The sequence below is a fragment of the Rhizobium sp. G187 genome, assembly GCF_051549525.1.
GTDB lineage: Bacteria > Pseudomonadota > Alphaproteobacteria > Rhizobiales > Rhizobiaceae > Allorhizobium.
The window spans coordinates 592,121-616,700 of record NZ_JBPUGM010000002.1 but is presented as its reverse complement, the minus strand read 5'-3'; the positions used below and the strand labels follow the sequence as shown (position 1 = coordinate 616,700).

At 62.2% G+C, this 24,580-nt stretch carries 26 protein-coding genes; 8 read left to right on the top strand and 18 right to left on the bottom strand.

Annotated elements, in window-relative coordinates; genetic code table 11:
- Nucleotides 1-41: 41 nt before the first annotated feature.
- From ACSV9I_RS07835 to ACSV9I_RS07800, 8 genes are all read right to left on the bottom strand, one after another.
- Nucleotides 42-470 (bottom strand): MucR family transcriptional regulator, encoded by a 429-nt coding sequence (locus ACSV9I_RS07835; RefSeq protein WP_054159621.1) that lies wholly within the window; start codon nt 468-470, stop codon nt 42-44.
- A 398-nt stretch (nt 471-868) separates the two neighbouring features.
- Nucleotides 869-1,195 carry a monovalent cation/H(+) antiporter subunit G gene (mnhG, locus tag ACSV9I_RS07830; RefSeq protein WP_054159596.1) on the bottom strand — a complete coding sequence of 109 codons (327 nt, stop codon included), beginning with the start codon at nt 1,193-1,195 and terminating at the stop codon, nt 869-871.
- Between the two features lie 2 nt (nt 1,196-1,197).
- On the bottom strand, nt 1,198-1,629 hold the full coding sequence (locus ACSV9I_RS07825; protein WP_438328224.1) for a cation:proton antiporter: 432 nt from the start codon (nt 1,627-1,629) through the stop codon (nt 1,198-1,200).
- Nucleotides 1,626-2,102: a Na+/H+ antiporter subunit E gene (locus tag ACSV9I_RS07820; RefSeq protein WP_438328222.1), complete on the bottom strand. Its 477-nt coding sequence runs from the start codon at nt 2,100-2,102 to the stop codon at nt 1,626-1,628. The genes ACSV9I_RS07825 and ACSV9I_RS07820 overlap by 4 nt, the downstream gene beginning before the upstream one ends.
- A complete protein-coding gene (locus tag ACSV9I_RS07815) occupies nt 2,099-3,670 on the bottom strand; it encodes a Na+/H+ antiporter subunit D (RefSeq protein WP_438328220.1) in 1,572 nt (523 codons plus the stop codon). The genes ACSV9I_RS07820 and ACSV9I_RS07815 overlap by 4 nt, the downstream gene beginning before the upstream one ends.
- A gap of 37 nt (nt 3,671-3,707) precedes the next feature.
- Complete coding sequence (locus ACSV9I_RS07810; RefSeq protein ID WP_438328218.1) at nt 3,708-4,085, bottom strand: Na+/H+ antiporter subunit C; 378 nt, start codon at nt 4,083-4,085, stop codon at nt 3,708-3,710.
- Complete coding sequence (locus tag ACSV9I_RS07805) at nt 4,085-4,504, bottom strand: Na+/H+ antiporter subunit B (RefSeq protein WP_054159601.1); 420 nt, start codon at nt 4,502-4,504, stop codon at nt 4,085-4,087. The genes ACSV9I_RS07810 and ACSV9I_RS07805 overlap by 1 nt, the downstream gene beginning before the upstream one ends.
- On the bottom strand, nt 4,501-6,897 hold the full coding sequence (locus ACSV9I_RS07800) for a putative monovalent cation/H+ antiporter subunit A (protein ID WP_438328217.1): 2,397 nt from the start codon (nt 6,895-6,897) through the stop codon (nt 4,501-4,503). The genes ACSV9I_RS07805 and ACSV9I_RS07800 overlap by 4 nt, the downstream gene beginning before the upstream one ends.
- Before the next feature lie 400 nt (nt 6,898-7,297).
- Here ACSV9I_RS07800 and msrB point away from each other — a divergent pair, with 400 nt between their 5' ends.
- Nucleotides 7,298-7,723, top strand: coding sequence for a peptide-methionine (R)-S-oxide reductase MsrB (gene msrB / locus ACSV9I_RS07795; protein WP_438328216.1), 426 nt, complete (start codon nt 7,298-7,300; stop codon nt 7,721-7,723).
- Between the two features lie 407 nt (nt 7,724-8,130).
- Here msrB and ACSV9I_RS07790 read toward each other — a convergent pair whose 3' ends face one another.
- The 3 genes from ACSV9I_RS07790 to ACSV9I_RS07780 form a co-directional block, all read right to left on the bottom strand.
- Entirely contained in the window at nt 8,131-8,712 is a 582-nt protein-coding gene (locus tag ACSV9I_RS07790; RefSeq protein ID WP_438328215.1) for a nucleoside 2-deoxyribosyltransferase, read from the bottom strand.
- A gap of 154 nt (nt 8,713-8,866) precedes the next feature.
- Nucleotides 8,867-9,283 carry a hypothetical protein gene (locus tag ACSV9I_RS07785; protein WP_438328214.1) on the bottom strand — a complete coding sequence of 139 codons (417 nt, stop codon included), beginning with the start codon at nt 9,281-9,283 and terminating at the stop codon, nt 8,867-8,869.
- A 4-nt stretch (nt 9,284-9,287) separates the two neighbouring features.
- Nucleotides 9,288-9,938, bottom strand: a complete 651-nt coding sequence (locus ACSV9I_RS07780; protein ID WP_438328213.1) for a nucleotidyltransferase domain-containing protein — start codon at nt 9,936-9,938, stop codon at nt 9,288-9,290.
- A 135-nt stretch (nt 9,939-10,073) separates the two neighbouring features.
- Between ACSV9I_RS07780 and recQ the strand changes: the two genes are divergently transcribed.
- The 3 genes from recQ to ACSV9I_RS07765 all read left to right on the top strand — a co-directional run bounded on the left by recQ (nt 10,074) and on the right by ACSV9I_RS07765 (nt 14,314).
- On the top strand, nt 10,074-11,933 hold the full coding sequence (recQ, locus tag ACSV9I_RS07775) for a DNA helicase RecQ (RefSeq protein WP_438328212.1): 1,860 nt from the start codon (nt 10,074-10,076) through the stop codon (nt 11,931-11,933).
- Nucleotides 11,934-12,381: 448 nt separating this feature from the next.
- Nucleotides 12,382-13,419, top strand: coding sequence for an NADP-dependent oxidoreductase (locus ACSV9I_RS07770; protein ID WP_438328211.1), 1,038 nt, complete (start codon nt 12,382-12,384; stop codon nt 13,417-13,419).
- Between the two features lie 220 nt (nt 13,420-13,639).
- Entirely contained in the window at nt 13,640-14,314 is a 675-nt protein-coding gene (locus tag ACSV9I_RS07765; RefSeq protein ID WP_054158929.1) for a type 1 glutamine amidotransferase domain-containing protein, read from the top strand.
- A gap of 259 nt (nt 14,315-14,573) precedes the next feature.
- On the opposite strand, the gene ACSV9I_RS07760 is transcribed toward ACSV9I_RS07765, so the two are convergent.
- On the bottom strand, nt 14,574-15,074 hold the full coding sequence (locus ACSV9I_RS07760; protein ID WP_438328210.1) for an N-acetyltransferase family protein: 501 nt from the start codon (nt 15,072-15,074) through the stop codon (nt 14,574-14,576).
- Between the two features lie 216 nt (nt 15,075-15,290).
- Between ACSV9I_RS07760 and ACSV9I_RS07755 the strand changes: the two genes are divergently transcribed.
- Both ACSV9I_RS07755 and ACSV9I_RS07750 read left to right on the top strand, forming a co-directional pair.
- The gene (locus tag ACSV9I_RS07755) at nt 15,291-15,782 is read left to right on the top strand and encodes an ABZJ_00895 family protein (protein WP_438328209.1); all 492 of its coding nucleotides are present in this window, start codon (nt 15,291-15,293) and stop codon (nt 15,780-15,782) included.
- A gap of 77 nt (nt 15,783-15,859) precedes the next feature.
- Nucleotides 15,860-16,354 (top strand): hypothetical protein, encoded by a 495-nt coding sequence (locus ACSV9I_RS07750; protein ID WP_438328208.1) that lies wholly within the window; start codon nt 15,860-15,862, stop codon nt 16,352-16,354.
- Nucleotides 16,355-16,468: 114 nt separating this feature from the next.
- Here the strand turns inward: ACSV9I_RS07750 and trhA are convergent, their stop codons facing one another.
- On the bottom strand, nt 16,469-17,128 hold the full coding sequence (trhA, locus tag ACSV9I_RS07745; RefSeq protein WP_438328207.1) for a PAQR family membrane homeostasis protein TrhA: 660 nt from the start codon (nt 17,126-17,128) through the stop codon (nt 16,469-16,471).
- Nucleotides 17,129-17,310: 182 nt separating this feature from the next.
- On the opposite strand from trhA, the gene ACSV9I_RS07740 reads away from it, so the two are divergent.
- Nucleotides 17,311-17,694, top strand: coding sequence for an MAPEG family protein (locus tag ACSV9I_RS07740; protein WP_438328206.1), 384 nt, complete (start codon nt 17,311-17,313; stop codon nt 17,692-17,694).
- Between the two features lie 580 nt (nt 17,695-18,274).
- Here the strand turns inward: ACSV9I_RS07740 and ACSV9I_RS07735 are convergent.
- The 4 genes from ACSV9I_RS07735 to xylF form a co-directional block, all read right to left on the bottom strand.
- A complete protein-coding gene (locus ACSV9I_RS07735; protein ID WP_438328205.1) occupies nt 18,275-18,853 on the bottom strand; it encodes a hypothetical protein in 579 nt (192 codons plus the stop codon).
- 279 nt (nt 18,854-19,132) lie between these two features.
- Complete coding sequence (locus ACSV9I_RS07730; RefSeq protein WP_438328203.1) at nt 19,133-19,918, bottom strand: ATP-binding cassette domain-containing protein; 786 nt, start codon at nt 19,916-19,918, stop codon at nt 19,133-19,135.
- Between the two features lie 14 nt (nt 19,919-19,932).
- The gene (locus ACSV9I_RS07725; RefSeq protein WP_054156788.1) at nt 19,933-21,246 is read right to left on the bottom strand and encodes a sugar ABC transporter permease; all 1,314 of its coding nucleotides are present in this window, start codon (nt 21,244-21,246) and stop codon (nt 19,933-19,935) included.
- A gap of 256 nt (nt 21,247-21,502) precedes the next feature.
- On the bottom strand, nt 21,503-22,543 hold the full coding sequence (gene xylF / locus ACSV9I_RS07720) for a D-xylose ABC transporter substrate-binding protein (protein WP_438328202.1): 1,041 nt from the start codon (nt 22,541-22,543) through the stop codon (nt 21,503-21,505).
- Between the two features lie 237 nt (nt 22,544-22,780).
- On the opposite strand from xylF, the gene ACSV9I_RS07715 reads away from it, so the two are divergent.
- Nucleotides 22,781-23,992, top strand: a complete 1,212-nt coding sequence (locus ACSV9I_RS07715; protein ID WP_438328542.1) for an ROK family protein — start codon at nt 22,781-22,783, stop codon at nt 23,990-23,992.
- A 15-nt stretch (nt 23,993-24,007) separates the two neighbouring features.
- Here the strand turns inward: ACSV9I_RS07715 and ACSV9I_RS07710 are convergent, their stop codons facing one another.
- Nucleotides 24,008-24,439, bottom strand: coding sequence for a hypothetical protein (locus tag ACSV9I_RS07710; protein ID WP_438328201.1), 432 nt, complete (start codon nt 24,437-24,439; stop codon nt 24,008-24,010).
- Nucleotides 24,440-24,580 lie beyond the last annotated feature (141 nt).

Genomic DNA, 24,580 nt, shown 5'->3' with positions numbered 1-24,580 from the left:
GCGAAACCCGGCCTCTTCAATGCGAAATCTGGATGGATGGCTTACTTGGCGCGCTTGCGGCGCTGGCCGAGGCCCATTTCCTTGGCGAGGCGCGAACGCGCTTCGGCATAGGCCGGGGCAACCATCGGGTAGTCGGCCGGCAGACCCCATTTCTCGCGGTATTCGTCCGGAGTCATGTTGTAATGGGTCATCAGGTGCCGCTTCAGCGACTTGAATTTCTGACCGTCTTCCAGGCAGATCAGGTAGTCGTCCTCGATCGACTTGCGGATCGGCACTGGCGGCTTCGGCTTTTCCACCGGCACGACAACCGGGGTTGGCGAAGTCGTGTTGCTGAGGGCCTGGTGGATATCACCAATCAGCGTCGGCAGATCGCCGACCTGAACAACATGGTTGCCGATATAGGCAGCCACGATATCCGCCGTGAGTTCGACCAGCAATTGCGGGTCGAGACCCTGTTGTACTTCACTCATTTCAATCTCCTGTTCAACCATTGCAGGCACCGCCGCAGCCTGTTCATGATATGAGGTTCTGCATATCCGACAGCATCGCCAGAATATGAAGAACATAGCTTATGTTCAGAATGCATTCGCCTTCAGCCACCCCCCATTTCTAGGGCCTTATTCCAGCAAAACCGACAGGTCTTATCGGTATTCAATGAAACATTGATACCAAATACATGACCACTCAATCTTGCGAAGCAGCGGAAAGCACTCTCATTCCTGAAATATCACCCCTGATGTAAAAGTCCACTGTAATGATCTGCAAGTTTTAACAGGTGCAAAAATAAGTGTGAGTAAGCTTCACTTCTCTAGATCGAAGAAACTCTTCGCTTCTCAGGTCAATTCAAGTCACCGGTGAAAGCTGCCCATTACTTGGTCATCTCGTCGCAAACTGACACGGACGATAGTGGATAGCCGACCTTGTGGGCGGCGCGGGCGAGGAGATGGGCGGCAATCGGGGCCGTGAGGATGAAGAAGACAATGCCGGCAAACGCCCGCCCGAAGGTCGCGATATCGCCGGCATGCAGGCCAACAGCGAGCAGCAGCAGGCCGGAGCCGACCGTGCCGGCCTTGGAGGCGGCGTGCATGCGGCTATAGACATCCGGCAGGCGGTTGACGCCGATGGCGGCGATCAGCGAGAAGAGCGCACCGCCGATGATCAAGACCGAGAGAAAGAGCGCAAAGAGTGTGGCCATGCTCATGCCTCCTTGCCGGCTGTCTTGCCGGCTGTTTTGCCGGCTGGCTTGCCGGTCTTGCCGGCGGATTTCTGCTTCGACACGGGTTTCGACGCTTCACGCTTCAGGATCTGGCCGCTGGCCGCCGATTCGGCCCTGCCCGGCTGGTCTTCGCCCACCCGGCCACGGGCCAGGATGAAGCGGGCAAAGGCAACCGTGGCGAGGAAGCCGACCAGGCCCAGTGAAATGGCGATATCGATATAGAGCGTATATCCGGTCTTCAGCGCGATCACGGCGATGAAGCCGATGACGATGCCGACCAGCATGTCGAGCGCCACGACCCGGTCGGGCAGCGTCGGGCCGACCACGGCGCGCCAGACGGTGAGCAACATGGCCACCACAAGGATGAGGATGGCGAAGTTGCTTGCGAAATCAATGATCCGATCCGGTGTCATCTTGCGAAGGCCTCCATGATCTTCTTCTCGAAACCTTCGGCAATATCGCGCCGCGCGGCTTCGACATCACCGCAATCAATGCCGTGCACGTAAAGCGTCGAGCGATCCTCGGAGACATCGACCGACAGGGTTCCTGGCGTGAGCGTGATGAGATTGGCGAGAAGCGCGATTTCGAAATCGGTCTTCACCTGCAGCGGATAGGCAAAGATGCCAGGCTTTATCTCGAGATTGGGCCGGAGCACGAGGTGCGCGACCTTCCAGGCGGATTTGGCCAGCTCGACGAGGAAGAGCAGGATCAAGGACAGGATGCGGCGCGTGCGGCCGGGGCGGCCTGCCCCTTCGAACTGACTGCGCAGGATGCTGAGCGTCAACAGCGAGAGCACGAAGCCGAAAAGCAGATTGTGCAGGCTGAAGCCGCCGCTGACCACGGCCCAGATCACCGCCATCAGAACGCTGAGGGCATAAAGGCTCATGGCGCACCTCCCGGAAAGACGGAGCGGATATAGGCCGTCGGATCCGACAGGCCGGCCGCCGCCTGCTGGGTGGCGGCAATCAGGCTTTCGGGAAAGAGGCCGAACCAGATGACGAAGGCGGATAGAAGCAGGATCGGCGCCATGCGCCAGCTGGTCTGAGTGGCATCGATTGGTGGCAGCGCGGCAGCACCCTCACCCGCCGACGGGCGCCAGAAGGCGAAGAGGAACACGCGACCGAAGGCAAGCGTGGTGAGAAAGCCGGAGATCAGCACGCAGGCTGCCAGCCACCAGGCGCCGATATCGATGGCCGCCTTGACCAGCAGCGCCTTCGGCCAGAAGCCGGAAAAAGGCGGCAGGCCGCTTGCGGCGAAGAAGAGGCCAAGCGCCACTGCCGAAAACAGCGGGGCTGCCGTCCAGAGGCCCGCGACCCGATCCAGCCGGAAGCTGCCGCCGATGCGGGCGACCTCACCAGCGACGAGATAGAGCGCGGTCATCAGGAGGATGGAATGCAGGGCGTAGAAAATCGCCGCCCCCACCGCCATTTCGCCGCCGATGGCGATGCCGACCATCATATTGCCGATGCCGGCAATCACGACAAAGCCGAGCATGCGGCGGATGTCATTCTGGGCCAGCGCCCCCATGGCCCCGAGGACCAGGGTGAGGCCGGCGGTGACGGCAATGGCAAAGCTCAGCGTTTCGCGCTCGACCGGCAGCAGCATGACCATGACGCGCAGCAGGGCATAGACGCCGACCTTGGTCAGCAGGCCGGCAAACAGCGCCGAGACCACGGTGCGGGGCGTGTGATAGGAGGCCGGCAGCCAGAAATTGACCGGGAAGGCTGCCGCCTTCATCGAGAAGGCGAGCACGAACAGGGCCGACAGCGTGACCAGCGGCGCGGTCTCGGCATAGGTTGACGCCTTGCGGGCGATATCGGCCATGTTGAGCGTGCCGAAGATGCCATAGAGATAGGCGACCGCGATCAGGAAGAGCGTCGTCGCAATCAGGTTCAGCACCGCATATTTCAGCGCCCCGTCAATCTGCTCGCGCTCCGAACCGAGGATCAGGAGGCCGAAGGAGGAGATCAGCAGGACCTCGAACCAGACATAGAGGTTGAAGATATCGCCGGTGAGGAAGGCGCCGGAGACGCCGGCCATCAGCATCATCAGAAGCGGATAAAAACCATAGCGGCGGCCGCTGCGGTCAATCTCGACATGGGCATAGAGCGCTGAAGCCAGGGCGACGATGGCAGCCGCCAGCGCAAAGAGCGCCCCGGTCAAATCCACGGTGATGGCGATGCCGAAGGGGGGCAGCCAGCGGCCCATCATCATGGTCAGCGGCCCATCCGTGCCGACCTTGATGAGAAGGGCGACATTGTTCAGCACCAGAAGGGCAAGGGCCGTTATCGCGACCGGCGGATGCCAGTTCATGCGGTGGCGGATCATCATCAGGATGGCGCCGGCGGCAATGCAGAGCCCGACCGGCATGATGGCCAGCCAATCGGCGGCCGTTGCCGGGGCGGTGACAAGCGCTGCGGTGAAATCGACTGATGTGGTGGCGGGTGCAGCCATCAGGCACGACCTCCCGGATATGCGAAGGCGATCATGCTCAATACCCCATCGGCGGCAGCGGTTCGTCTGCCGGTTCGGCGACGCGCATTTCGTCGCTGTCGTCGGTGCCGAGGTCCTGATAGGCGCGCCAGGTGAGGACCAGCAGGAAGCAGAAGAAGGAAAAGGAGATGACGATGGCCGTGAGGATCAGGGCTTGCGGCAGCGGATTGGCGGCGGTCGGAGCCAGGGTATCGGCACCGGCGGGGATGATCGGCGGGATTTCGGCCGTCAGCCGGCCGGTGGTGAAGATCAGCATGTTGACCGCATTGCCGAGCAGGACCACGCCGAGCAGGATGCGGATCACCTTTTTCGACAGCATGAGATAGATGGCGGCAGCAAAGAAGATGCCGACGACGAGGGCGAAGATCGGTTCCATCAGGCGTCGTCCCTTTCTTCGAGCGCCAGCGCGATCGAGGTGAACGAGCCGAGCACGACGAGATAGACCCCGACATCGAAGGAGACGACGGTGGCGAGCGGCACTTCGACGCCGAAGAGCGTCGGATAGACCCAGATGCCGGTCATGAAGGGATAACCCAGCGGGGCGGAGATGAAGCCCGACAGCGTGGAGATCAGAAGCCCGCAGCCGGCAATCGACATGGGGTGGACATAAAGCGCGCGGCGGACGGCCCGCACCCCGAAGGCGATGCCGTAAATGGCAAAGGCGGAGGCTGCGATCAGCCCGCCGATGAAGCCACCGCCGGGCTCGTTATGGCCGCGCAAGAGCACGAAGATCGAGAAGAGCAACATCAGGGCCGTGAGGAAAGGCGCAAAACTGCGGAAGATCAGAGTGTTCATCGGGCCTTGCCCTTTTTCTTCGACGGCGCGTTGAACGGCGCAGCTTCGCCCAGGGATGCGCCAGCGGGTGACGGCGGCGCGACGCGGATGCGGATCAGCGCCAGGATCGACAGGCCCGTGATCATCACCACACCGATTTCGCCGAGCGTATCCACGCCGCGGAAATCGACGATGATGACGTTCACGACATTGGCGCCGTGGGCGATGACCTTCGAGTATTCCGAGAAGAAGACGGTGAGCGCCGGATCAAAGGGCCCCGATGTCACGGCCACCAACATGACGGCAAAGCCGATGCCGCAGGCGATGGCAAGCACCGCATCCAGCAGTGCTGCGATGGGCGGCCGGTGATCGGCAAGCGTCAGGCGCAGACGGGTCATGACCAGGGCCAGGATGACGACCGACAGGGTTTCGACCATGAACTGGGTGAAGGAGAGATCCGGCGCGCCATAGAGCAGGAAGAGCACGGCCATGGCGAAGCCCTGGATGCCGAGGCAGACAATGGCCGTCAGCCGGTCGCGGGCGGTGAGCACGGCGATGACGCCGATGACGGCAATGGCGAGCATGGCCAGTTCATGCAGCGAGGCATTTTTCGGCCAGGAGGGCATGGCGGGCAGTTCGCCATAAACGACGGGCGTGACCAGCAGAACGGCGGCGACGAGGATGAAGGTGGAGGTGATGTAGACTTCCAGCCGGCCGTTCTGGACGAAACGGGTGACGGCGACCGACAGGCGCACGAGGCCGGAGACGGCATGGTCGAAGCCGCGGTCCGGGCTCAAACCCAGCGCGGTGACGAAACGATCAATGGTCGCGCGCAGCCGGTCGAGGCCGAGATAGAGAACGGTGCCGAGGATGACCGTCAGCACCGACAAGGCGAGCGCCGCGCCGAGATGCGGGATGAGGCTGATGGTGACGACCTGCGGCTCGCCATGCACGACGCTTGCCATGGGGGACGAGATGAAGCGATGGGCGACGGACGAGAACAGTGCTGCGGCGAGCGACAGGACGGCGAGCGTCAAGGGGCCGAGCCAGAGCAGGATCGGGCCCTCATGGGCGTGTTTCGGCGTCTGCGTCTCCGCCCCGATGAAGGGCTTCAGACCGACGGCAAAGGCGATGACGAACATCAACGCATTGCCGATGACGGCAATGCCGGTGAAGAGGATGGCGCGGGGGCTTGAACCGGCAAGCGCTGCATAGATCTCTTCCTTGGCAAGGAAGCCGAAGAGCGGCGGTAGGCCGGCCATGGAAATGCCGGCCAACAGGGCTGCGGCAAAGGTGATCGGCATCAGCTTTCTGAGACCGCCGAGCCGGGTCACGTCGCGAGTGCCGGTTTCATGATCGATGGCACCGGCGACCATGAAGAGCGCGCCCTTGAACAGCGAATGGGCAACGAGATAGAGGACCGCCGCCTCGACCGCATAGGGCGTATCGAAGCCGGTCAGCATGACGAGCAGGCCAAGCGAGGCGACCGTGGTATAGGCGAGCATCAGCTTCAGATCTGTCTGGCGGACCGCCATGACCGCGCCGACAAGCAGCGTCAAACCGCCGAAGAAGGGCAGCAGGATCTCCCAGGCGGGTGTCGCGCCCATCACCGGATTGAGCCGCATCAGCAGATAGACGCCGGCTTTGACCATGGTGGCGGAATGCAGATAGGCGGAGACGGGCGTTGGCGCTTCCATGGCGTTGGGCAGCCAGAAATGGAAGGGGAACTGGGCCGACTTGGTGAAGGCGCCGCCGAGCACGAGGAAGAGCGCTGCCAGATAAAACGGGCTTTCGCGCAGGGTATCGCCGGTGAGCAGCAGCAGCGACAGCTGGCTGACGCCGGTGATGTTCCACAGGAAGAAGATGCCGGCAAGCAGGATCAGACCGCCGCCGCCGGTGACCACCAGCGCCTGCAGGGCGGCACGACGCGCGGCTTCGCGGCTGTGGTCAAACCCGATCAAGAGGAAGGAGGTGATCGAGGTCAGCTCCCAGAAGACGAAGAGCATCAACAGGCCATCGGAGACGACGACGCCGAGCATGGCGCCCATGAAGAGCAGGATATAGGCGATGAAACGCCCCTGCTCAGGATGGCCCTTCATGTAACCGCCGGCGTAAAGCACGATCAGCGTGCCGATGCCGGTGATCAACAGCGCGAAGGTGAGCGACAGGCCATCGAGCAACCAGGAGAAGGAGAGATTGAGGCTGGGCACCCAGGCATAACCGCCGGTGACGCGGCCGCCAGCCGCAATCTCGGGCAAGAGACCGGCGAAATGGAGGAAGGCGAGCAAGGGGGCGAGCGCCAGAAGCCAGGCGGCATTGGCGCCCATGCGACGGGTCAACCAGGGTGCAAGCAGGGCTGCAGCAAAGGGCAGCACCATGGCGACCCAGGTCAGATCGCTCGCTAATACAGGCATTCAACCTCCCCGTCGGATCATGCGATCGGTGGTGATACTCGGTGGTGACACAAGGTGGGTCGGTGTTAGGACATGGGATGCGTCGTCTCAAGCAAAAACGAACAAAAAGCAGTTCACGGACGCGTCAGGCCGAGGTTTGCCGTGTTTTCCCCATGTATATCAGGAATGGGTGAAGCGGCTGGACCGGCGCCCAAGCCGAAGGCTTTCCCGCGCAATTGCAGGAGCGCCGGTGCCGCCCTATCTATAGTGCAAGACCGGCCAGGCAATGCTTGGCCTGACAGAGCATTCCGATGAACACAGGCTCGCTGGAATGCTCTATCGTTTTGATTTTGCCGCATTGTCCGACGCCGAAGCGATCCCGCTCCGGCTGGAAATGCTCCAAGCGCTTGAGGAGACCCCCATGACTTTGACCCGATCCGCCACCGCGCCGCAATCGAAACTGGTGAAGACCGACGAGGAATGGCGCGAGCAGCTGACGCCGGAGCAATACCGGATCTTGCGCGAGCACGGCACCGAGCGCGCCTTTACCGGCCCCTACTGGGACAACTTCGACAAGGGCCTCTACAGCTGTGCGGCCTGCAACGAACCGCTCTTTGTCTCCGACACAAAGTTCGACGCCGGCTGCGGCTGGCCGAGCTATTTCGAGCCGGTGAAGCCTGACGCCGTGACCGAGCACCGCGACACGGCCTTCGGCATGGTGCGCACCGAAATCCGCTGCGCCAATTGCGGCGGCCATCTCGGCCACGTGTTTCCGGATGGGCCGAAGCCGACCGGCTTGCGCTACTGCATCAACGGGCATTCGATGGTGTTTACGCCGATCGAGTGAGGGGGTGAAACGGTGTGATGCCACCCGCCCTCGTCCTTCGAGGGGAGCTTGCGCTCCCACCTCAGGATGAGGGCTGATCGGTGTGCCGAGCGACCTCCGGATAAGAGCCGACCGCTGAGCCGCCCCACCTCAAGATGGGGCTAACCGGTATGCTCCGCCGCGGGCCAATTTTGATGGTGACGCCGGCTTCCCCAGATGCCCACATCACCCCTCATCCTGAGGTGCCTGCGAAAGCAGGCCTCGAAGGACCGAGGCCACAGCTACCCCGCCGATTCCAGCGTCAGCCAACCCTGCAAGCCACCGCCCTCGCCCTTCGAGGGGAGCTTGCGCTCCCACCTCAGGATGAGGGCTGATCTGTGGACGCAGCGCCAGCGGTCACCTCAACTGCCCGGCACAAGCCGTTGATTTCACTTCCCTTCTGCGAGCGCCTTCAAGCATTGCTCGAATCCGGTCAGATCGGTCCAGAGACGATCGGGCGCTGCATCATGGACGGCCACGGGGCCGCCGCGGCGGGTGACGCCGCCATGCAGCATGAGGTTTTCGATCATTTCGAAATCCTCCAGCATGGTGCCATCGGGCGCGCGCTTTCGGCCGTCTTCGGCGATGTGGACCTTGCCGTTGTAGAAGCCGGCGCTGCGGTCATAATGGCTGGCGGCGACATTGGTGTAGCAGGCGACGCGCTTGCCGGCGCCGCACATATAGCCAAGTTCGAAGACCGTGCCCGGATCGGCGGCGATGCCGCGAAAGGGGGTGAGATTGGCAATCACACCATCGGCGGCATTCATGAAGCCCTCGTCGACCTCGGAGATGTTGAGGCCGAACTGGTGTTTGGTCGGTGCCGGCGGAATGACGAGATCGCCGGGGCAGATGGGCTCGAAGCCATAGGTTCGCGTCAGCGCCGCCTTGGCATCGAGGATGGCGCGGGCATCGGGAAGGAAGACTTCGGGGCCGGCAAGATAGAGTTTGAGCGGTGTGGCGCTGGAAGACATGCGGGGGAGGATCCTGACCGTTGGGAGACGGTGATGAGGAGCAGTGGTGGACGGGCGATGCAAGCCGTGGCAGGGGCGCTTTGCGCGGTTTGCACAGGGTTTCGCTGGGGTGGGTGTGGGGCAGCGCCGCTGAGAGGGGCACAGCCTTCGGCGATCAGCGGGCGAACATCTCTTCGGCCCAGGCGGCAAATTCCTCAAGGCGCTCCAGAGAGCGATCCGCTTCCGCGCGCAGCATGAGACGCGCGCCGTACTGCACCTCATCCTTCTGCTCAAGGAGACTTCTCAGATTGGCCTCCTGCTTCGCAGGCAGTTCCTTGCCAAAGGCAGCACGCAGAAGCTTCACCACGGCCTGATGGTCACCCTGATTGATCTCGCCCTTGAACTTTGCCGTCAGGGCGTCGGCATAGGCGATGGCGCAGTTGATGACGGTCGACATGGTCGCATTGCCGAAATCGCCGGGATCGGCAAAGGCCGCGCTGTTGCGCGCCTCCTTCAGAAAGCCTCTGGCGATCTTCAATCGGGCGGACGCGTAAGCGGCATCCTTCTTCTTTGATGGCCCTGTCCTGACCATAACCCTATCCCGCCTTCGTCCGGGTTAGACCATCCGGGTGCCGCCCTGAGAGCACGACGACATTGTCCTCCACACCCTGCCACCAGGGATCACGCTCCCGCTTGAGCCTTTCGAGATCAGCACTGGAGAGGCCGAGGACATTGGGAACAAAGCCCAGGCGCTCTGCCGGTTCACGCAGATTTTCGCGCACGGACTGCAGGACGGTCTCGATGTCAGACCGGCCGACAACGACGAGAATGTCGAGGTCGCTATCGGGGCGATCATGGCCCTCTGCGACGCTGCCATAGAGGCAAAGGCTGAGGATTTCCGATGTCTGGCCGGCAGCGGCCTCCCGGATCGCTTCCAGGATCAGCGCATAGCGTTGGGCCTCCGCCTGGAACAGGGCCTCGATTGCGGGACCGAGGCAGTTGTCGCGGTTGAAGCGGTGCAGACGCGTGGTCCGCGTCCCCTCGGACGTCACCAGGCCGAAGGCTGCAAGTGCGATCAGGCCGAGCCGGACACTGCTCTTCGACGCGCCAGACCGGGCGACGATCTCAGCGCTTGCCAGCGCGCCGCCATGGCGCACCAGTTCGCGCAAGACTGCAACATTGGCATCAACGCCGAAGATGGTGTTCAACGGGTTGCGCACGGCACTTTGAAGCTGCAGCCTGGCCATGATTGCGCCCGCCCTATTCTTGATGCGCAGAGTTGATCTAATATTGAACCGATCGATCCGATATTAGATCGGAAAACATCACAAGACAAGTTCCCCTATCGCCATCCCCTGCCCGCTCGGCTAAACCCCTTGATCATGCCGACTCATTCCCTCACCGATCCGCTTTTTGCCGCAGAGGCCACGGGCACCCCGCTTGCCGTTTTAAAGCGCGTCTATGGCTATTCCGCTTTTCGCGGCAAGCAGCAGGCGGTGGTGGATCATGTCGTGTCGGGCGGCGATGCCGTGGTGCTGTTTCCGACCGGGGCTGGCAAATCGCTCTGCTTCCAGGTGCCGGCGCTGTGCCGCAGGGGTGTGGGCGTGATCGTCTCGCCGCTGATTGCGCTGATGCGCGATCAGGTGCAGGCGCTGAAAGGGTTGGGGATCCGGGCGGCGGCGCTGAATTCCACCTTGTCCAAGGAAGAGTATGTCGAGATCCGCAGAGCATTGTCCCGTGGCGAACTCGACTTTCTCTATGTGACGCCGGAGCGCTGCGCGACGCCGGGTTTCGTCGAGATGATGCAAGGGGTGGAGATCGCGCTTTTTGCCATTGATGAGGCGCATTGCGTGTCGCAATGGGGGCATGACTTCCGGCCTGAGTATCGCGAGCTGGGCAAGCTGACCTCGCTCTTTCCCGGCGTGCCGCGCATGGCGCTGACGGCGACGGCCGATCCGCATACGCGGGACGACATCATCGATCGGCTGGGGCTTCACGATGCAGAGGTTTTCACCACCTCCTTCGACCGGCCGAACATTGCCTATGAGATTGTCGAGCGCGACCAGCCGCGCCAGCAGCTCTTGCGGTTTCTTTCGCGCCACAAGGGATCGAGCGGCATTGTCTATTGCCTCTCCCGCGCCAAGGTGGAGGAGACCGCCGAATGGCTGGAGACGCAAGGCATCCGGTCGCTCCCCTATCACGCCGGCATGGACCGGGCGGTGCGCGACGCCAATCAGGATGCGTTTCTGAAAGAGGAAGAGCTCTGCCTTGTGGCGACGGTCGCCTTCGGCATGGGCATCGACAAACCCAATGTGCGTTACGTCGCGCATCTCGATCTGCCGGGCTCCGTCGAGGCCTATTACCAGGAGACGGGGCGTGCCGGCAGAGACGGCCTGCCGTCGGATGTCTGGATGGCCTATGGGATGGCCGATGTCATCCAGCGCGGGCGGATGATCGACGAAGGCGGCGCATCCGACGAGATCAAGCGGGTGGAGCGGGCGAAGCTCAATGCGCTCCTCGCCATCTGCGAGACGCCGGGCTGCCGGCGGCAGGCCATTCTCAAGCATTTCGGCGAAAGCCACGCCGGCCAATGCGGCAATTGCGACACCTGCCTGAAACCCGTCGAAACCTGGGACGGGCTGGATGCGGCGATCAAGGCGCTGGCGGCGATCTATCGCACCGGCGAACGCTTCGGCACCGGGCATCTGATCGATGTGCTGCTGGGCACCGAGAACGACAAGACCATCCGCTTCGGCCATACGGACATGCCGGTCTTCGGGGCGGGCAAGGATTTATCCGCAAAGACCTGGCAATCGGTGTTTCGCCAGCTGCTGGCCGCCGGTTACGTGCGCGTTGACCACACCGCCTTTGGTGCGCTGAAGCTGGAAGAGACGGCGCGCGCCGTGTTCAAGCGCGAGGTGGAGGTGCGCTTCCGCAAGGACCGGCCGACGACGGGCAAGGCCGCTCGCGGGGCTTCCTCCTCACGCACGGCACAGGCCAAGGCAGGGCTTGATCAGGCGGATCAGGAACTCTTCGAGGCGCTGCGCGCCCGCCGCATGGAGCTTGCCCGCGAACAGGCCGTGCCGCCTTACGTGATCTTCCCCGACACGACGCTGATTGCGCTGGCCACCGAACGGCCGATGGACGAGGATGAGATGCTCGGCATTTCCGGCATCGGCCAATCGAAGCTGGAGCGCTATGGGGAGGCGTTTCTGGAGGTGATCCTGGCCTATTCGCGGTGAGGTTGGGGGCGCGGGCGGCTATCGCGACGCCCGCGTCACCTCCTCTCCCCCACGGGGAGAGGGAGGCCGAGCGGAGGCAGGGTGAGGGGGTGGTGGGGCACGGCGTTTGTTGTACCTGACTGTGCCCCTGCTTCGCTCCCCCTCATCCGGCGCTTGCGCGCCACCTTCTCCCCGCTGGGGAGAAGAGGAAGTCGGCGAGCGACGTTAGCCTCACCCCCTGCCCTCCTTCATCCCCGGTGCACGATCTTGCACCTGAGCGCGTCGCGCCGCGTGACCTCCCTCCCCGTCACGGGCGTGACAGAATGGCATGGAACAATGGATCACGGCTGCCGTTGACTGGCTGAGAACGGGCGCTGCCGAGATGCGGCGCCGTTGGTTTGCCGTTCGGGCAGCCCTGGACCCGCGAAACGGGTCCGTGAGACACGCCCCTTAGCTCAGGAGACCATCCATGGCCCAATCAAACACCACCAATCGCCGTTTTGTGCTTGCCGAGCGCCCTAAGGGCGAACCGACGGATCAGACGTTGCGACTGGAAACGGGCGACATTCCTGAGCCTGGCGACGGGCAGATGCTGCTGCGCACCGTGTTCCTGTCGCTCGACCCCTATATGCGCGGGCGAATGAGCGATGCGCCGTCTTATGCGGCGCCGGTCGAGATCGGCCAGACCATGGTGGGTGGCACGGTGTCGCGGGTGGTTTCATCGAAGCTTGCAGGTTTCGAGCCGGGCGACTGGGTGGTCGGATTTTCCGGCTGGCAGGATTATGCGCTCTCCGACGGCCGGGGTGTGACGCCGCTTGGCGCGGAGCCGAGGCACCCGTCCTGGGCGCTTGGCGTCACCGGCATGCCGGGGCTGACGGCCTGGGCGGGGCTGAAGGAGATCGGGCAGCCGAAGGCGGGCGAGACGCTGGTTGTGGGCGGCGCGACGGGCCCTGTGGGCGCGACCGTCGGACAGATCGGCAAGATCCTGGGGCTCACCGTCGTCGGCATTGCCGGCGGGCCGGAGAAATGCGCCCATGCGGTGGATGTGCTCGGCTTTGACGCCTGCATCGATTACAAGGCCGATGGTTTTGCCGAAAGCCTGAAGGCAGCGGTGCCCGATGGCATCGACATCTATTTCGAGAATGTCGGCGGCAAGGTTTTCGATGCCGTCGCCCCCCTTCTCAACGCCCGCGCCCGTATCCCGCTCTGCGGACTGATTGCGCAGTACAATGCAACGTCGCTTCCCGATGGTCCGGACCGCCTGGGCTGGCTGATGGGCATGTTCCTGAAGAAGCGCATCACCGTGCGCGGCTTTATCGTCTTCGACGATTTCGGCCATCTTTATCCTGACTTTGCCAAGGAAATGGCGGGCTGGGTGGAGGCGGGCCGTATCCAGTATCGCGAAGAGATGATCGACGGGCTGGAACAGGCACCGCGGGCCTTTATCGGCCTCCTGCGGGGCGAAGGTTTTGGCAAGCGGGTGATCCGCGTCGGGCCGGATGCCTGACGGGGGTCTACGCTCTTTTGCGGTGGTTGGCGGGGCGGGCGGGATCCTGCGAGGCCGTCGCTATCGCGAGGGCACCTTACGATGAGGGCGTCTGCCGTTCGATACACCAATGTTTTCCCTCATCCCGAGGGGCCCGGCGCGGCCGGGCCCCGAAGGGCGAGGCCTCCCGAGAGATGGGCATGATTTGCCTCCGAACACCCAAGGAAAAGGACATAACACCATGAAAATTCTTATGGTTCTGACATCGCATGACAAGCTTGGCGATACCGGCAAGAAGACCGGCTTCTGGCTGGAGGAGTTTGCCGCCCCCTATTACGTGCTGAAGGATGCGGGTGCCGAGATCACGCTTGCCTCGCCGAAGGGCGGCCAGCCGCCGCTGGACCCGAAGAGCGATGAGCCGGATGCGCAGACGGAAGCCACCGACCGCTTCAAGGCCGATCAGACGGCACAGCAGCTGCTGGCCTCGACCACGGCCCTGTCGCATATCGATCCGGCCGATTTCGACGCGGTGTTTTATCCCGGCGGCCACGGTCCCCTTTGGGATCTTGCCGAAGACAAGGACAGCATTGCGCTGATCGAGGATTTTGCCGCCAAGGACAAGCCGGTTGCTGCCGTCTGTCACGCGCCCGGCGTGTTGCGCCATGTGAAGGGCAAGGATGGCAAGCCGCTGGTTGCAGGCCGCAAGGTGGCGGGCTTCACCAATTCCGAAGAAGAGGCTGTCGGCCTCACCAAGGTCGTGCCCTTCCTGGTGGAAGACATGCTGAAGGAGCGCGGCGGGCTTTATGAAAAGGGTGCCGATTGGGGCGTCTATGTGGTGACCGACGGCAAGCTGGTGACGGGTCAGAACCCGGCCTCTTCGGAAGAGGCGGCCAAGGCGCTGTTGAAGCTGCTTTAACGGAGACTGGGGACCTCAGGACGGGGGCACCGCGCTGGCCGCCCCTCATCCTGAGGAGCCTGCGCCAGCAGGCCTCGAAGGATCGTGCGCCCAAGCCCCCACCCGCCCCCGTCCTTCGAGGGTCGCTATCGCTCCCACCTCAGGATGAGGGCTGACCGTCTGGTGGCTCCGCACCTTGTGCCCGCTTCAGCCTTGCCTGCGCGTTCCTGGCAACCTCCCCTCCTGAAGGAGGTGGCAAAGGGAAGGCGCAGGCCAAATCTTACACCTGCAATTCCATCATCGTCAGATCCAGCCAGCGGCCGAATTTTTGGCCGACTTCGCGGTGGGTGCCGACGAGGCGGAAGCCGAGTTTTTCGTGGAGCGCGATGGAGCCCTGATTGCCGGCCTCGATGGCGGCGATCATGACGTGGATGTTGCCTGCCCTCGCCTCCTCGATCAGCGCCTGCATCAAGGCGCGGCCAAGGCCACGGCCATGGTGGTTCTTTTCGACATAGACGGAGTGTTCCACCGAATGGCGGAAGCCGTCGAAGGCGCGCCAGTCGCCATAGGAGGCGTAGCCGGCGACCACGCCGCCGACATCGGCGATCAAGACGGGGAAGCCACGGGCGCGGCGGGCCTCGAGCCAGGCGCGGCGATTGTCGAGATCAACCAGGATCTCGTTCCAGATCGCCGTCGTTTCTGCGACCGCATGATTGTAGATCTCAAGGACAGCAGGAAGATCGGCTTCAGTGGCATCGCGGATGATGAAGTCTGTGGTCATGGCTGGTACTCGCAGGCGATGGGGCACGGCAGCCCGGATGGACGAAAATGGGCGGGCGCCCTGGCAGATGATGCGGTCGAGGCGGGTGGACGGCGGAGAGGCGGAAGGCCGCAGCGGCGTCACAGGCACGCAGTGTGACCGGCGCCACTGCGCTAGCCTCCAGAAATCCGCCATCTCTTGGCGCATTGCAAGCCGCACCGCACCCGAAAGCCGCCCATGCGCCCCGTCTTCCCCAGCCTCATCTGGCACTATCTGCTTGCCCTTTTCGGCTGTGAACTGATCATGATGGCCGTGATGGAAGTGGCATCGGCGGACAGGACGATCGGTCTTGCCATGCAGGTGGCGGCTGCCATGGCAAGTGCGGCCTATGCGGGCAGCCATTTTGCGGCGGAACGAAAGCGCATGCCGGACGGGCGCGAAAGTCTGGCGGTGTCGGCGGTGCTGGTGGCACTCGGGCTTGTCTGGAACATCGGCATTCTCTCCTTGATCATCGCGACGGAGATGGTGTCGGGCGGCGGTATCGCGACGCTGATCGAAGCGCTTGGCCTGACAATCCTCAGCCTGGTGATGGTGAACACCGCCACGGCGCTTGTTGCCGGCGCGATCGTGACGCTGCCGGCCTTCCGGCTTGGCGCCGGCTGGATGGTGAGGGCTAAGCGGCGCGCCGACCGCAGGGCGCAGCCGCCGGCATCGCCGCCTGGACTGTGATCTGCGCCACTTCGCTGGACACAAAAATCCTTCATGAGCAGCGCGAAATTGATTGAAACCGCAAAGGAAGCGTGTCGATGTTTGCTCTTCTCCCTGGTCTCCTGATCCGCTATTCCGCGACCCTGATCGGCCTGCAGGTGCTGATGTTCATTCTGATGCTGGTGGCCGAGAGCCTTGGCTGGAGCGAAGACCTGTTTCGCGCCGCCAATGTCGCCGTGCTGATCGGCAGCGCCACAACGGCCGGCAATTATGTTGCCCTGCAGCTGCGCGGCCGGCCCAGCTGGCCGATGTCGCTCGGGCTTGCCTTCTTCATGTCACTGACCAGCATCCTTCTTGGCGTGCTGATGTTCGTTCTGATCATCGCGGCCGGCGGCGTGGAGATGGCCGACATCAACAGCCTGGTGGATGAGATCGGCATCGGCGCGGTCGGTGCGGCGCTGGTCTTCATCGCTTTCGGCTTGCTGCTCGCCTACCCGGTTACGCTGGTGGGTCTTCGGATCGGCGCCGGCGGCACCGCCAAGCAGATCGCCAAGGAAGAGGCGGCCAAGTTGGAAGCCGCCCCGGCGGCCTGAGCCAAACGGTTCGTGACGAACGGCGCGAGCGGCGGCGGAAGCGGCCGCTCGTTTTCGTTTGCCGCGCCTCAGGACAGGCCCAAGATTGCCGGAGGGCCGGGCCGAAGCCCGTTCTCAGCCCAGGCTGATCGCCGTGAAGACTGCCGAATAATGGACGATCGAGGCGGTGACGACAAAGGCGTGCCAGATGGCATTCTGGAAGCGCAGGCGCTCCCAGACGTGGAAGATGACACCGGCGGAATAGATGCAGCCACCGATGATGATGAGGGTGAGCGTCACGCCCGGGATGATTTCCGACAGCTGGCCCATGGCAAGCGCGCCGCTCCAGCCCATGCCGAGATAGAGCAGGATGGCAAGGCGATCATAGCGGCCGGGAAAGCGGAATTTCAGCCAGATGCCGATGATGGCGGTCAACCAGATCCCGATGAGGAGCGCCAGGATCATCGGCCGCTCCGCGCCCTGAACGAGGAAGGGCGTGTAGGTCGAGGCAATCAGGATGAAGATCGCCGAATGGTCGAAGCGGCGCAGGATCCACTTCACCCTGGAATGCGGCCACATATTGTAGGTGAAGGAGACGCCGAGCGCGATGATCAGGCCCAGGCCATAGATCCAGCTGGCGGCGATATTGGCATAGTCGGAATAGACGGTGGCATAAAAGATCAGGGCGGTTGCGCCGATCAGCGCGAAGACCACACCGATGCCATGGATGATGCCATCGGCGACCAGTTCGTGCAGATCATAGGCGCGGCCAAACTTGAAGTGCTCGGTGCTCATGGCGTGCCGTCGTTTTCCATTTCGGTTTGGTAAAGCATATTTCAGAACAATGGCGGAAAAGCCGTCTCCCGACAAGATCGGCTCAGATCATGACCGGGTCGTGACCGCCTCCGCTTGTCTGACGCTTATGCCTCGCCTACCAATCAAGTCTTAACCATAGACGACCGCGAAGAGAAAAATTCATGCGCTTCACCATACTGGCCACCTTTGCTGCCCTCGTGACCTATTGCTGGTTTCTGCTGAAGGTGGGCCAGGCACGGAAGAAATTCCGCATCGAGGCGCCGAAGACGAGCGGGAACGCGGATTTCGAGCGGGTGTTCCGGGTGCAGCAGAACACGGTGGAGCAGTTGGTGCTCTTCCTGCCCTCGCTGTGGATCTTCGGCTTTTACGTCTCGGATATCTTTGCCGGCCTGCTGGGCCTCGGCTGGACGGCGGCGCGGGCGCTTTACGCGGCGGAATACTATGCCGATGCGAAAAAGCGCGGCCCGGGCGCGGCACTCACCTTCCTGATCGGCATCGTGCTTCTGGTGGGCGGAGCGCTGGGAGCGGTGATCGGCGGGGCGTGAGGGGCGACAGCGGGCGGCGTTTGCCATATGATCGCAACGATATCCCGATGACAGGTGACCGCATGAATCGTCCCTTTACCCTCGACGAAGGATTGAAGTCCCGGCTGGCAGATCTGGCGAACTGCACACTTGCACGGAAGATCAACTGCTGCAGGAGGCCGTTCGGGACTATCTGGAGCGTGGGGACGCCAAGGCTTGGTTTCTTGCCGAGGCAGAACAGTCGTGGGCGGACTATCAGGCCGATGGCCAGCACCTGACAGGGGCAGAGATGCGCGCCTGGCAGCAAAGCTGGGGAACCAAGGATGAAAAGGCACTGTCGGAGTGCCACGACTGATCATCACAAAGCGGGCTGCGGTCGGAATTGGGCGATGCCGCGAGTTTCTCGCTCGGTAATCGCCGAAGGCCGCGATCAAGGCTAGCAGGGCCATCGAGCGATACCTGCTCAAACTCGAAACATCCCCGTTGCTCGGACGTCCCGTGATCGGTGGCCATGCGATGCGCGAGCTGCTCATTCCGTTTGGGCCTCGAAGAGGATGGGGCTGCTCGATACCAGACAGAACCTGACCGATCACTGTAACTTTTATCCTTTGGATCGTGCCGCCTGGTTCGTCTTTTCGAAATCGCAGCGCTCCCGCCATTGATATGGCAAGACATTTACGGCGCTGCCGGGCGGGAGAACGTAAAACGACATAGATCTGTAACTCCAATTGTAAGCCACACAATCCTTCAGGGCGACAGCGTGATAATGAAAATTCAGCCCAACAGGCTGAGCAAAACGAACCGAGGAGTAGAAAGAGACCTTGCTGATCTCATCAGGCTTAAACTGTTTGATCGCTTCACTCAGCCACCATTCCGCATAAACGCTCAGCGGCACGATCGAAAAAACAACCCACAGCGCAAACACAACGGACGGGCCCGCCCACTTGGGTATCGACTTCAGCTGCTCCAGCGACCTGCATTTCCGAGCGAGGACATATGCACCGACAGGGATAGCGAGAAGGTATACATCTGAAAAACAGAGTATGAATGCCAAGACAATATTCAAACCTTGGAAGAAACTGCCAAAAAATAGCGCCAAAACCAAGTACACAGTCAATGTCAGCATTGCCGCAGATTTCAAATAACGAATAAACGGCGAAGACCTCGCATCTTTCTGCATGTTCGATTTAATCCTAAATTATTGAATTTTATATATATTTTGTATTTTGGCGCAACATCTGCGCTAGGGCTCAATACGCTTCATACCGTATATTTACGCCATCCATCAGCCGAACTTGCCTCCGCGCCAGACTTGAAATCGTTTCTTACAGTGTCCGGCTCGGCATACTGAACTGCCAGATAGAAGGTCGAGCTGGCCCCAATATACGGACGCGCCTTCGTCAAAAACAAACGAGGGAGCTTTCGCCCCCTCGCCTGTCTCAATTCATTGTCGCAATGCTCAGGCCGTCTGCATGGCACCCGGACCCGGGATCGCGCCGGGGGGGCATTTGCCGAGGATGATCATGCCGAGCACTTCGTCCTTGGTGACGTCTTCGGTGCGGGCATGGCCCACCACGCGGCCGTTCTTCATGACGAAGACGCGGTCGGCGAGGTCGAAGACATCGTGGATGTCATGGCTGATCAGGAAGATGCCGATGCCGTCCTTCTTCAGCTGCTGGATGAGTTCGCCGACCTGGGCGGTTTCCTGCGGGCCCAAGGCGGCCGTCGGTTCGTCCATGATCAGGATCTGGGCGTCGAAGAGGATGGCACGCGCGATCGCCACCGACTGGCGCTGACCACCGGAAAGCGCCTTCACCGGCTCCTTGAAGCGCTGGAAGTTGGGGTTCAGGCGCCCCATGACTTCACGCGCCTTGGCTTCCATCGCGACGTCATCGAGCGTGCCCCAGGCGGTTCGCAGCTCGCGGCCGAGATAGAGGTTGGCGGCGGCATCGACGTTATCGGCGACGGCGAGCGTCTGGTAGATCGTCTCGATGCCGTATTTCTTGGCGTCGCGCGGGTTGTTGATATCGGCGAAATCGCCACGGACCAGGATGTCTCCGTTGTCGCGCTTGTAGGCGCCCGACAGGATCTTGATCAGGGTCGACTTGCCGGCACCGTTATGGCCGAGCAGGGCCACGACTTCACCCGGGAAGAGATCGATCGAGGCATCATCGACGGCGTGAATGCCGCCGAAGGAGATGGAAACGTTGCGCATTTCCACGAGGGGGGTACGATTTTCCGACATGAGTTCAACTCCCCTTACTTCGCACGGGCGCGGTAGACGGTGTCGAGCCAGACCGCGACGACGAGCACGATACCGATGACGATGCTCTGGAGCGGTGTGTCGAGACCGAGCAGAACCATGCCCGAATTCAGTGATTGCATGACGATGGCGCCGAGCATGGCACCGGCGATGGTGCCGACGCCGCCGGCAAGCGAGGTGCCGCCGATGACGGCAGCCGCAATGGTGTAGAGCTCGTCGAGCGTGCCCTGGGCGTTTGTCGCGGCGTTGAGGCGGGCGGTCGAGATGGCGGCGGCGATGGCGCAGAGTGCCCCCATCAGCGCGAACATCTTGACGGTGACCCACTTCACCTTGATGCCGGCGAGTTCTGCGGCCTCAGGGTTGCCGCCGATCGCGAAGACATAGCGGCCGAAGCGGGTGCGGTTGGTGATGAAGGCCATGACCATGGCGATGCCGATGGCAATGAGAACGGGAACGGCAATGCCGAGACCGATCTGCAGACCACCTTCCGGCCAGGCGATGCCATTGGCTTCCGCATATTTGCGGGCGAGGTTGACCGGCATGTAATAGGTGTTGGCCACATAGACGGCGCCGAGAATGGCAGCGCAGCCGGCAGCGACGAGGAAATATTCGGCCCAGACCGGGCGCAGCGGAAAGCCGAAGCGGCGGCGCTGCTTGCGGGTGTTGAGGATCGACAGCACGATCATCAGGCAGGCGACGAGGCCGACGATCCAGCTGGCGGTAACGCCGATCGAGCCATCCGCACCGCCGCCCATCAGGCGGTAGGTGGTGTCCATGGGGGCGACGGTTGCACCCGAGGTGACGAGCCAGGCGGCACCGCGCCAGACGAGAAGACCGCCCAGCGTGACGATGAAGGCGGGGACGCCGAGGAAGGCGATGATGGCACCCTGGAAGGCGCCGATGGCGGCACCCAGCGCGATGCCGGCGGAGAGAGCGATGATCCACATCATCGGATGTTCAAAGCCGATGATCGGCGGCAGGATACGCGCCTGAAGAACCGCCATGATCATGCCGACAAAGCCGAGAATGGAGCCAACCGACAGATCGATGTTGCGGGTCACGATGACCAGCACCATGCCGGTTGCCATGACAGACACCGAGGCGGCCTGGACCGAAAGGTTCCACAGGTTGCGCGAGGTGAGGAACAGGCCTCCGGACAGGAGGTCGAAGCCGACCCAGATGATGCCGAGCGCGATCACCATGCCAAGCAGGCGGGTGTCGATCTCGGTTGCTTGAAAGAAGCGTTTTACCGCTGAAACATTGGATGCCCGCGCGCCCATCGACGACGTGGCTATGCTGTTATCGGCCATTACGATTTGTCTCCCCAGTCGTAGTGCGGCTTGCGGTCGAGGCCCACGCTTCAGTCAAGCGTCGGGCTGCCGGATGGATCCGGCCTGCGGGTCGAGGCATTTTTTTTAAGTCTGCGAAACTTTGAAGCCTTGCTGCAAAGCCACCGGCGCCTTGAAGGCCTGCCGGTTTACATTCCTGCCTTCGACCAGTCGAAACGCCGCAGCGCAAAGGCTGCGACGTTCCGGCTCAAGCTCTTAAGTGCGTTATCCGGTCAGATCAGTTGCAGGCAGCAACCGAACCAGCGGCCACGCCCTGGCAGGCTTCTTCCTTGGAAATCCAGCCAGCGTCGATGACGACGTTGAGGTTTTCCTTGGTGATCGGCAGCGGGTTGATGAAGTAGGAGTTCATTTCGGTGCCCTTCGGGCCGCCGGAGAACTTAACCGTGCCTTCGATTTCGCCCATGGCCTTGCCAGCTGCGAGTTCGTTGGCGATTTCAGCTGCCTTCTTGCCGAGTTCGCGGCTGTCCTTCCAGACAGACACGGTCTGCGTGCCGAGAGCGACGCGGTTGAGAGCAGCCTTGTCGCCGTCCTGGCCGGAGACCGGAACGGAACCGGCAAGACCCTGGGCTTCGAGCGCTGCGACAACACCGCCGGCCATGCCGTCGTTGGACGATACGACTGCATCGACCTTGTTGTTGTTGGCGGTCAGGAACTGCTCCATGTTCTTCTGGGCAGCTTCCGGCTTCCAGCCGTCGGTATAGGCTTCGCCGACATTCTTGATCTTGCCGGCGTCCATGGCTTCCTTCAGGACTTCAACCTGACCGGAATAGAGGAAGTCGGAGTTCGGGTCGGTCGAGGCACCCTTGATGAAGACGTAGTTGCCTTCCGGCTTTGCTTTCAACACTTCGCGGGCCTGCATGCGGCCAACTTCCTTGTTGTCGAAGGTGATGTAGTAGGCATCCGGGTTTTCGATCAGGCGGTCGTAACCGACGACCGGAATGCCTTCAGCGGTGGCCTTTTCGATGGCCGGGCCGATGGCTTCCGAATCCTGGGCCAGAACGATGAGGGCGTTTGCGCCCTGCGCGATCAGGCTTTCGATGTCGGTGAGCTGCTTGGCAGCCGAAGTCTGAGCGTCAGCGGAAATGTACTTGTTGCCGGCGGCTTCAAGCGCTGCCTTGATGGCGGCTTCGTCGGTCTTCCAACGCTCTTCCTGGAAGTTCGACCAGGAAACGCCAACCGTCAGGCCTTCGGCGCTGGCGACAGAATGCAGGCTCACGATGACGGCAGTCGCTGCCATCAGCTTCAAAACGGATTTCATTTGTAACCTCCCAAGGTGAAAGCGGATCGCCGGAAGTACCTCCCTGCCGACGCCCCGCCTGAAAACTGCCCTGCCCCATGGAACCCCGTCCAATGGTTTTTCTCGACAGTCGAGAAAATAACTGTCAGATGTTTCGAACGCTGTCAACACGGGCTGAGGAGTGCTTGAAAAGACAGCGACCAAATGCTTTGGGAGGAGCATGCGGTGGATCAAAACAAACCGGGCGAAAAGCCCCCGATGACGACGGGCGCGAAAGCGAGCACGGAGGCCGTTCGTCAGCAAAACAATGGATTGGTGCTGAAAGCGCTTCGGCGCGACGGCCCGCTGGCGCATACCGATATCTCAGCCTTAACAGGGCTTTCGTCTGCCACCGTTTCCGCCATCACCGGCATGCTGGAAAAGGGCGGCTTGATCGAGCGGCGGGAAGTGGCAAGCGCTGGCGGACGCGGACGACCGCGTGTGCTCTTTGCCCGCCGGGCCGATGCCGCCCATGTCATCGCTGTCAGAATTTCCTCCCATGCCGTGCAATATTCGCTGGCTGATTTTCGCGGCACGATGATCGACCGCATCGAGGAGGCCCGTGATCAGGGGCCGGCCTCTGCTCGGCAGTTTCTTGAGGGTTTCACCTCAGCGCTGAACCGGCTGATTGCCCGCTCCCGCCTGCCGGCCAGCGCCATTTCCATCGTTTCGATCAGCAGCAAGGGGCTGGCCGACCGCGAGGGCGCGAGACTGTCCTGGTCGCCGGTCTTCGGCTACGAGCCGCTCGATTTCGAAGCAGCACTGCACGGTTTTGGCGAGGCGCGGGTGCATCTCTTCAACGAGAGCCTGCTTGTGACCCATGCCTTGGCGACGCGTCTGGAGAAGACGCGCGGCGTGCCGCTCGCCTCGCTTGCCACGCTCTCGCTTAGCCATTCCATCGGGCTTGGGGTGGCGCTGCGCGACCGGCATGGCGAGCTTGATGTGCGCGCGCCGAATTTCGGCCATATGCTGCATGCCGATGACGGCAAGCTCTGCCGCTGCGGCGCTTACGGCTGCATCGAGGCCTCCGCCGGCTTTTACGGCATCCTGCGCATGGCGTTTGAAGTGCCGCCGGATACGATTCCGGCGCAATTCGTGCCGCTTGCCGAGATGGAAAAGATTGCGAGCCGCGCAAGACAGGGCCACCGCGCCTCGCAATATGCCTTTCGTCAGGCGGGGCTGGCGCTTGGCGAGGGCCTGTCGCGGCTGTTGAGCCTGGCGGAAGAGACGATGCCGATTGCCATCACCGGGCCCGGCACGCGCTTCATGGATCTCCTGCAACGGGGGATCGACGAGGGGCTGAAGCAATCGCTGCATGTGAAGGTGCGCGGCGCGCCTGAGATCCTGATCATCACGGAGGAGGAAACGCTGGTGTTCGAGGGCCATGTGGACCGGGCGCTGACGGAGATCGAACAGGGGCTGGGGGGATAAGGTGGGGCCAGAGCCTCAATCGGCAGGTTTCGCCCACAGAGTCCAGACGGCCGGGCGCTGAACCGCTTTTCCGAGCCCGGCTAGGTAGAGACCGCGAACTGCGCGCAGCGCCGCCCATAGGGACACCCAATAGCCGAGATTGAAGAACAGGATGCCGCGCATTCGCCAATGCGATGCGGCCAGGGCCTCTTCGGGCGGAAAACCGAAGACCACCACGAGAAATGCGAGAAAAAGGACGCAGCCCAGAATCAGGGCGACCGTCGTTGTCTGATACTGGAAGCCAGCATGGCTCCGCTCCACCGGATCGGCGGAGGCCCTGTTTCGTGACGCACGAACATGGGCCGCAATCAACAAGGGCCAGAACAACAATCCGAACAGAAGGAAGGCATAGGTGCGGACCGTGGCGGCTTGTCCGGCACTCTTGGCGGTGATCTCAGTTTGCGACATGCATTCCCCCATTGATTGCAGATATTCCGTAACGTCCACAGCCATGAAGTGCAATCCATCACCTGCGCCTGGATGGATTGTTGATGAACAAGCGGTAGCAAAAGACAGGTGCTGTCGTGCGATCTTCCCTATGAGAATGGC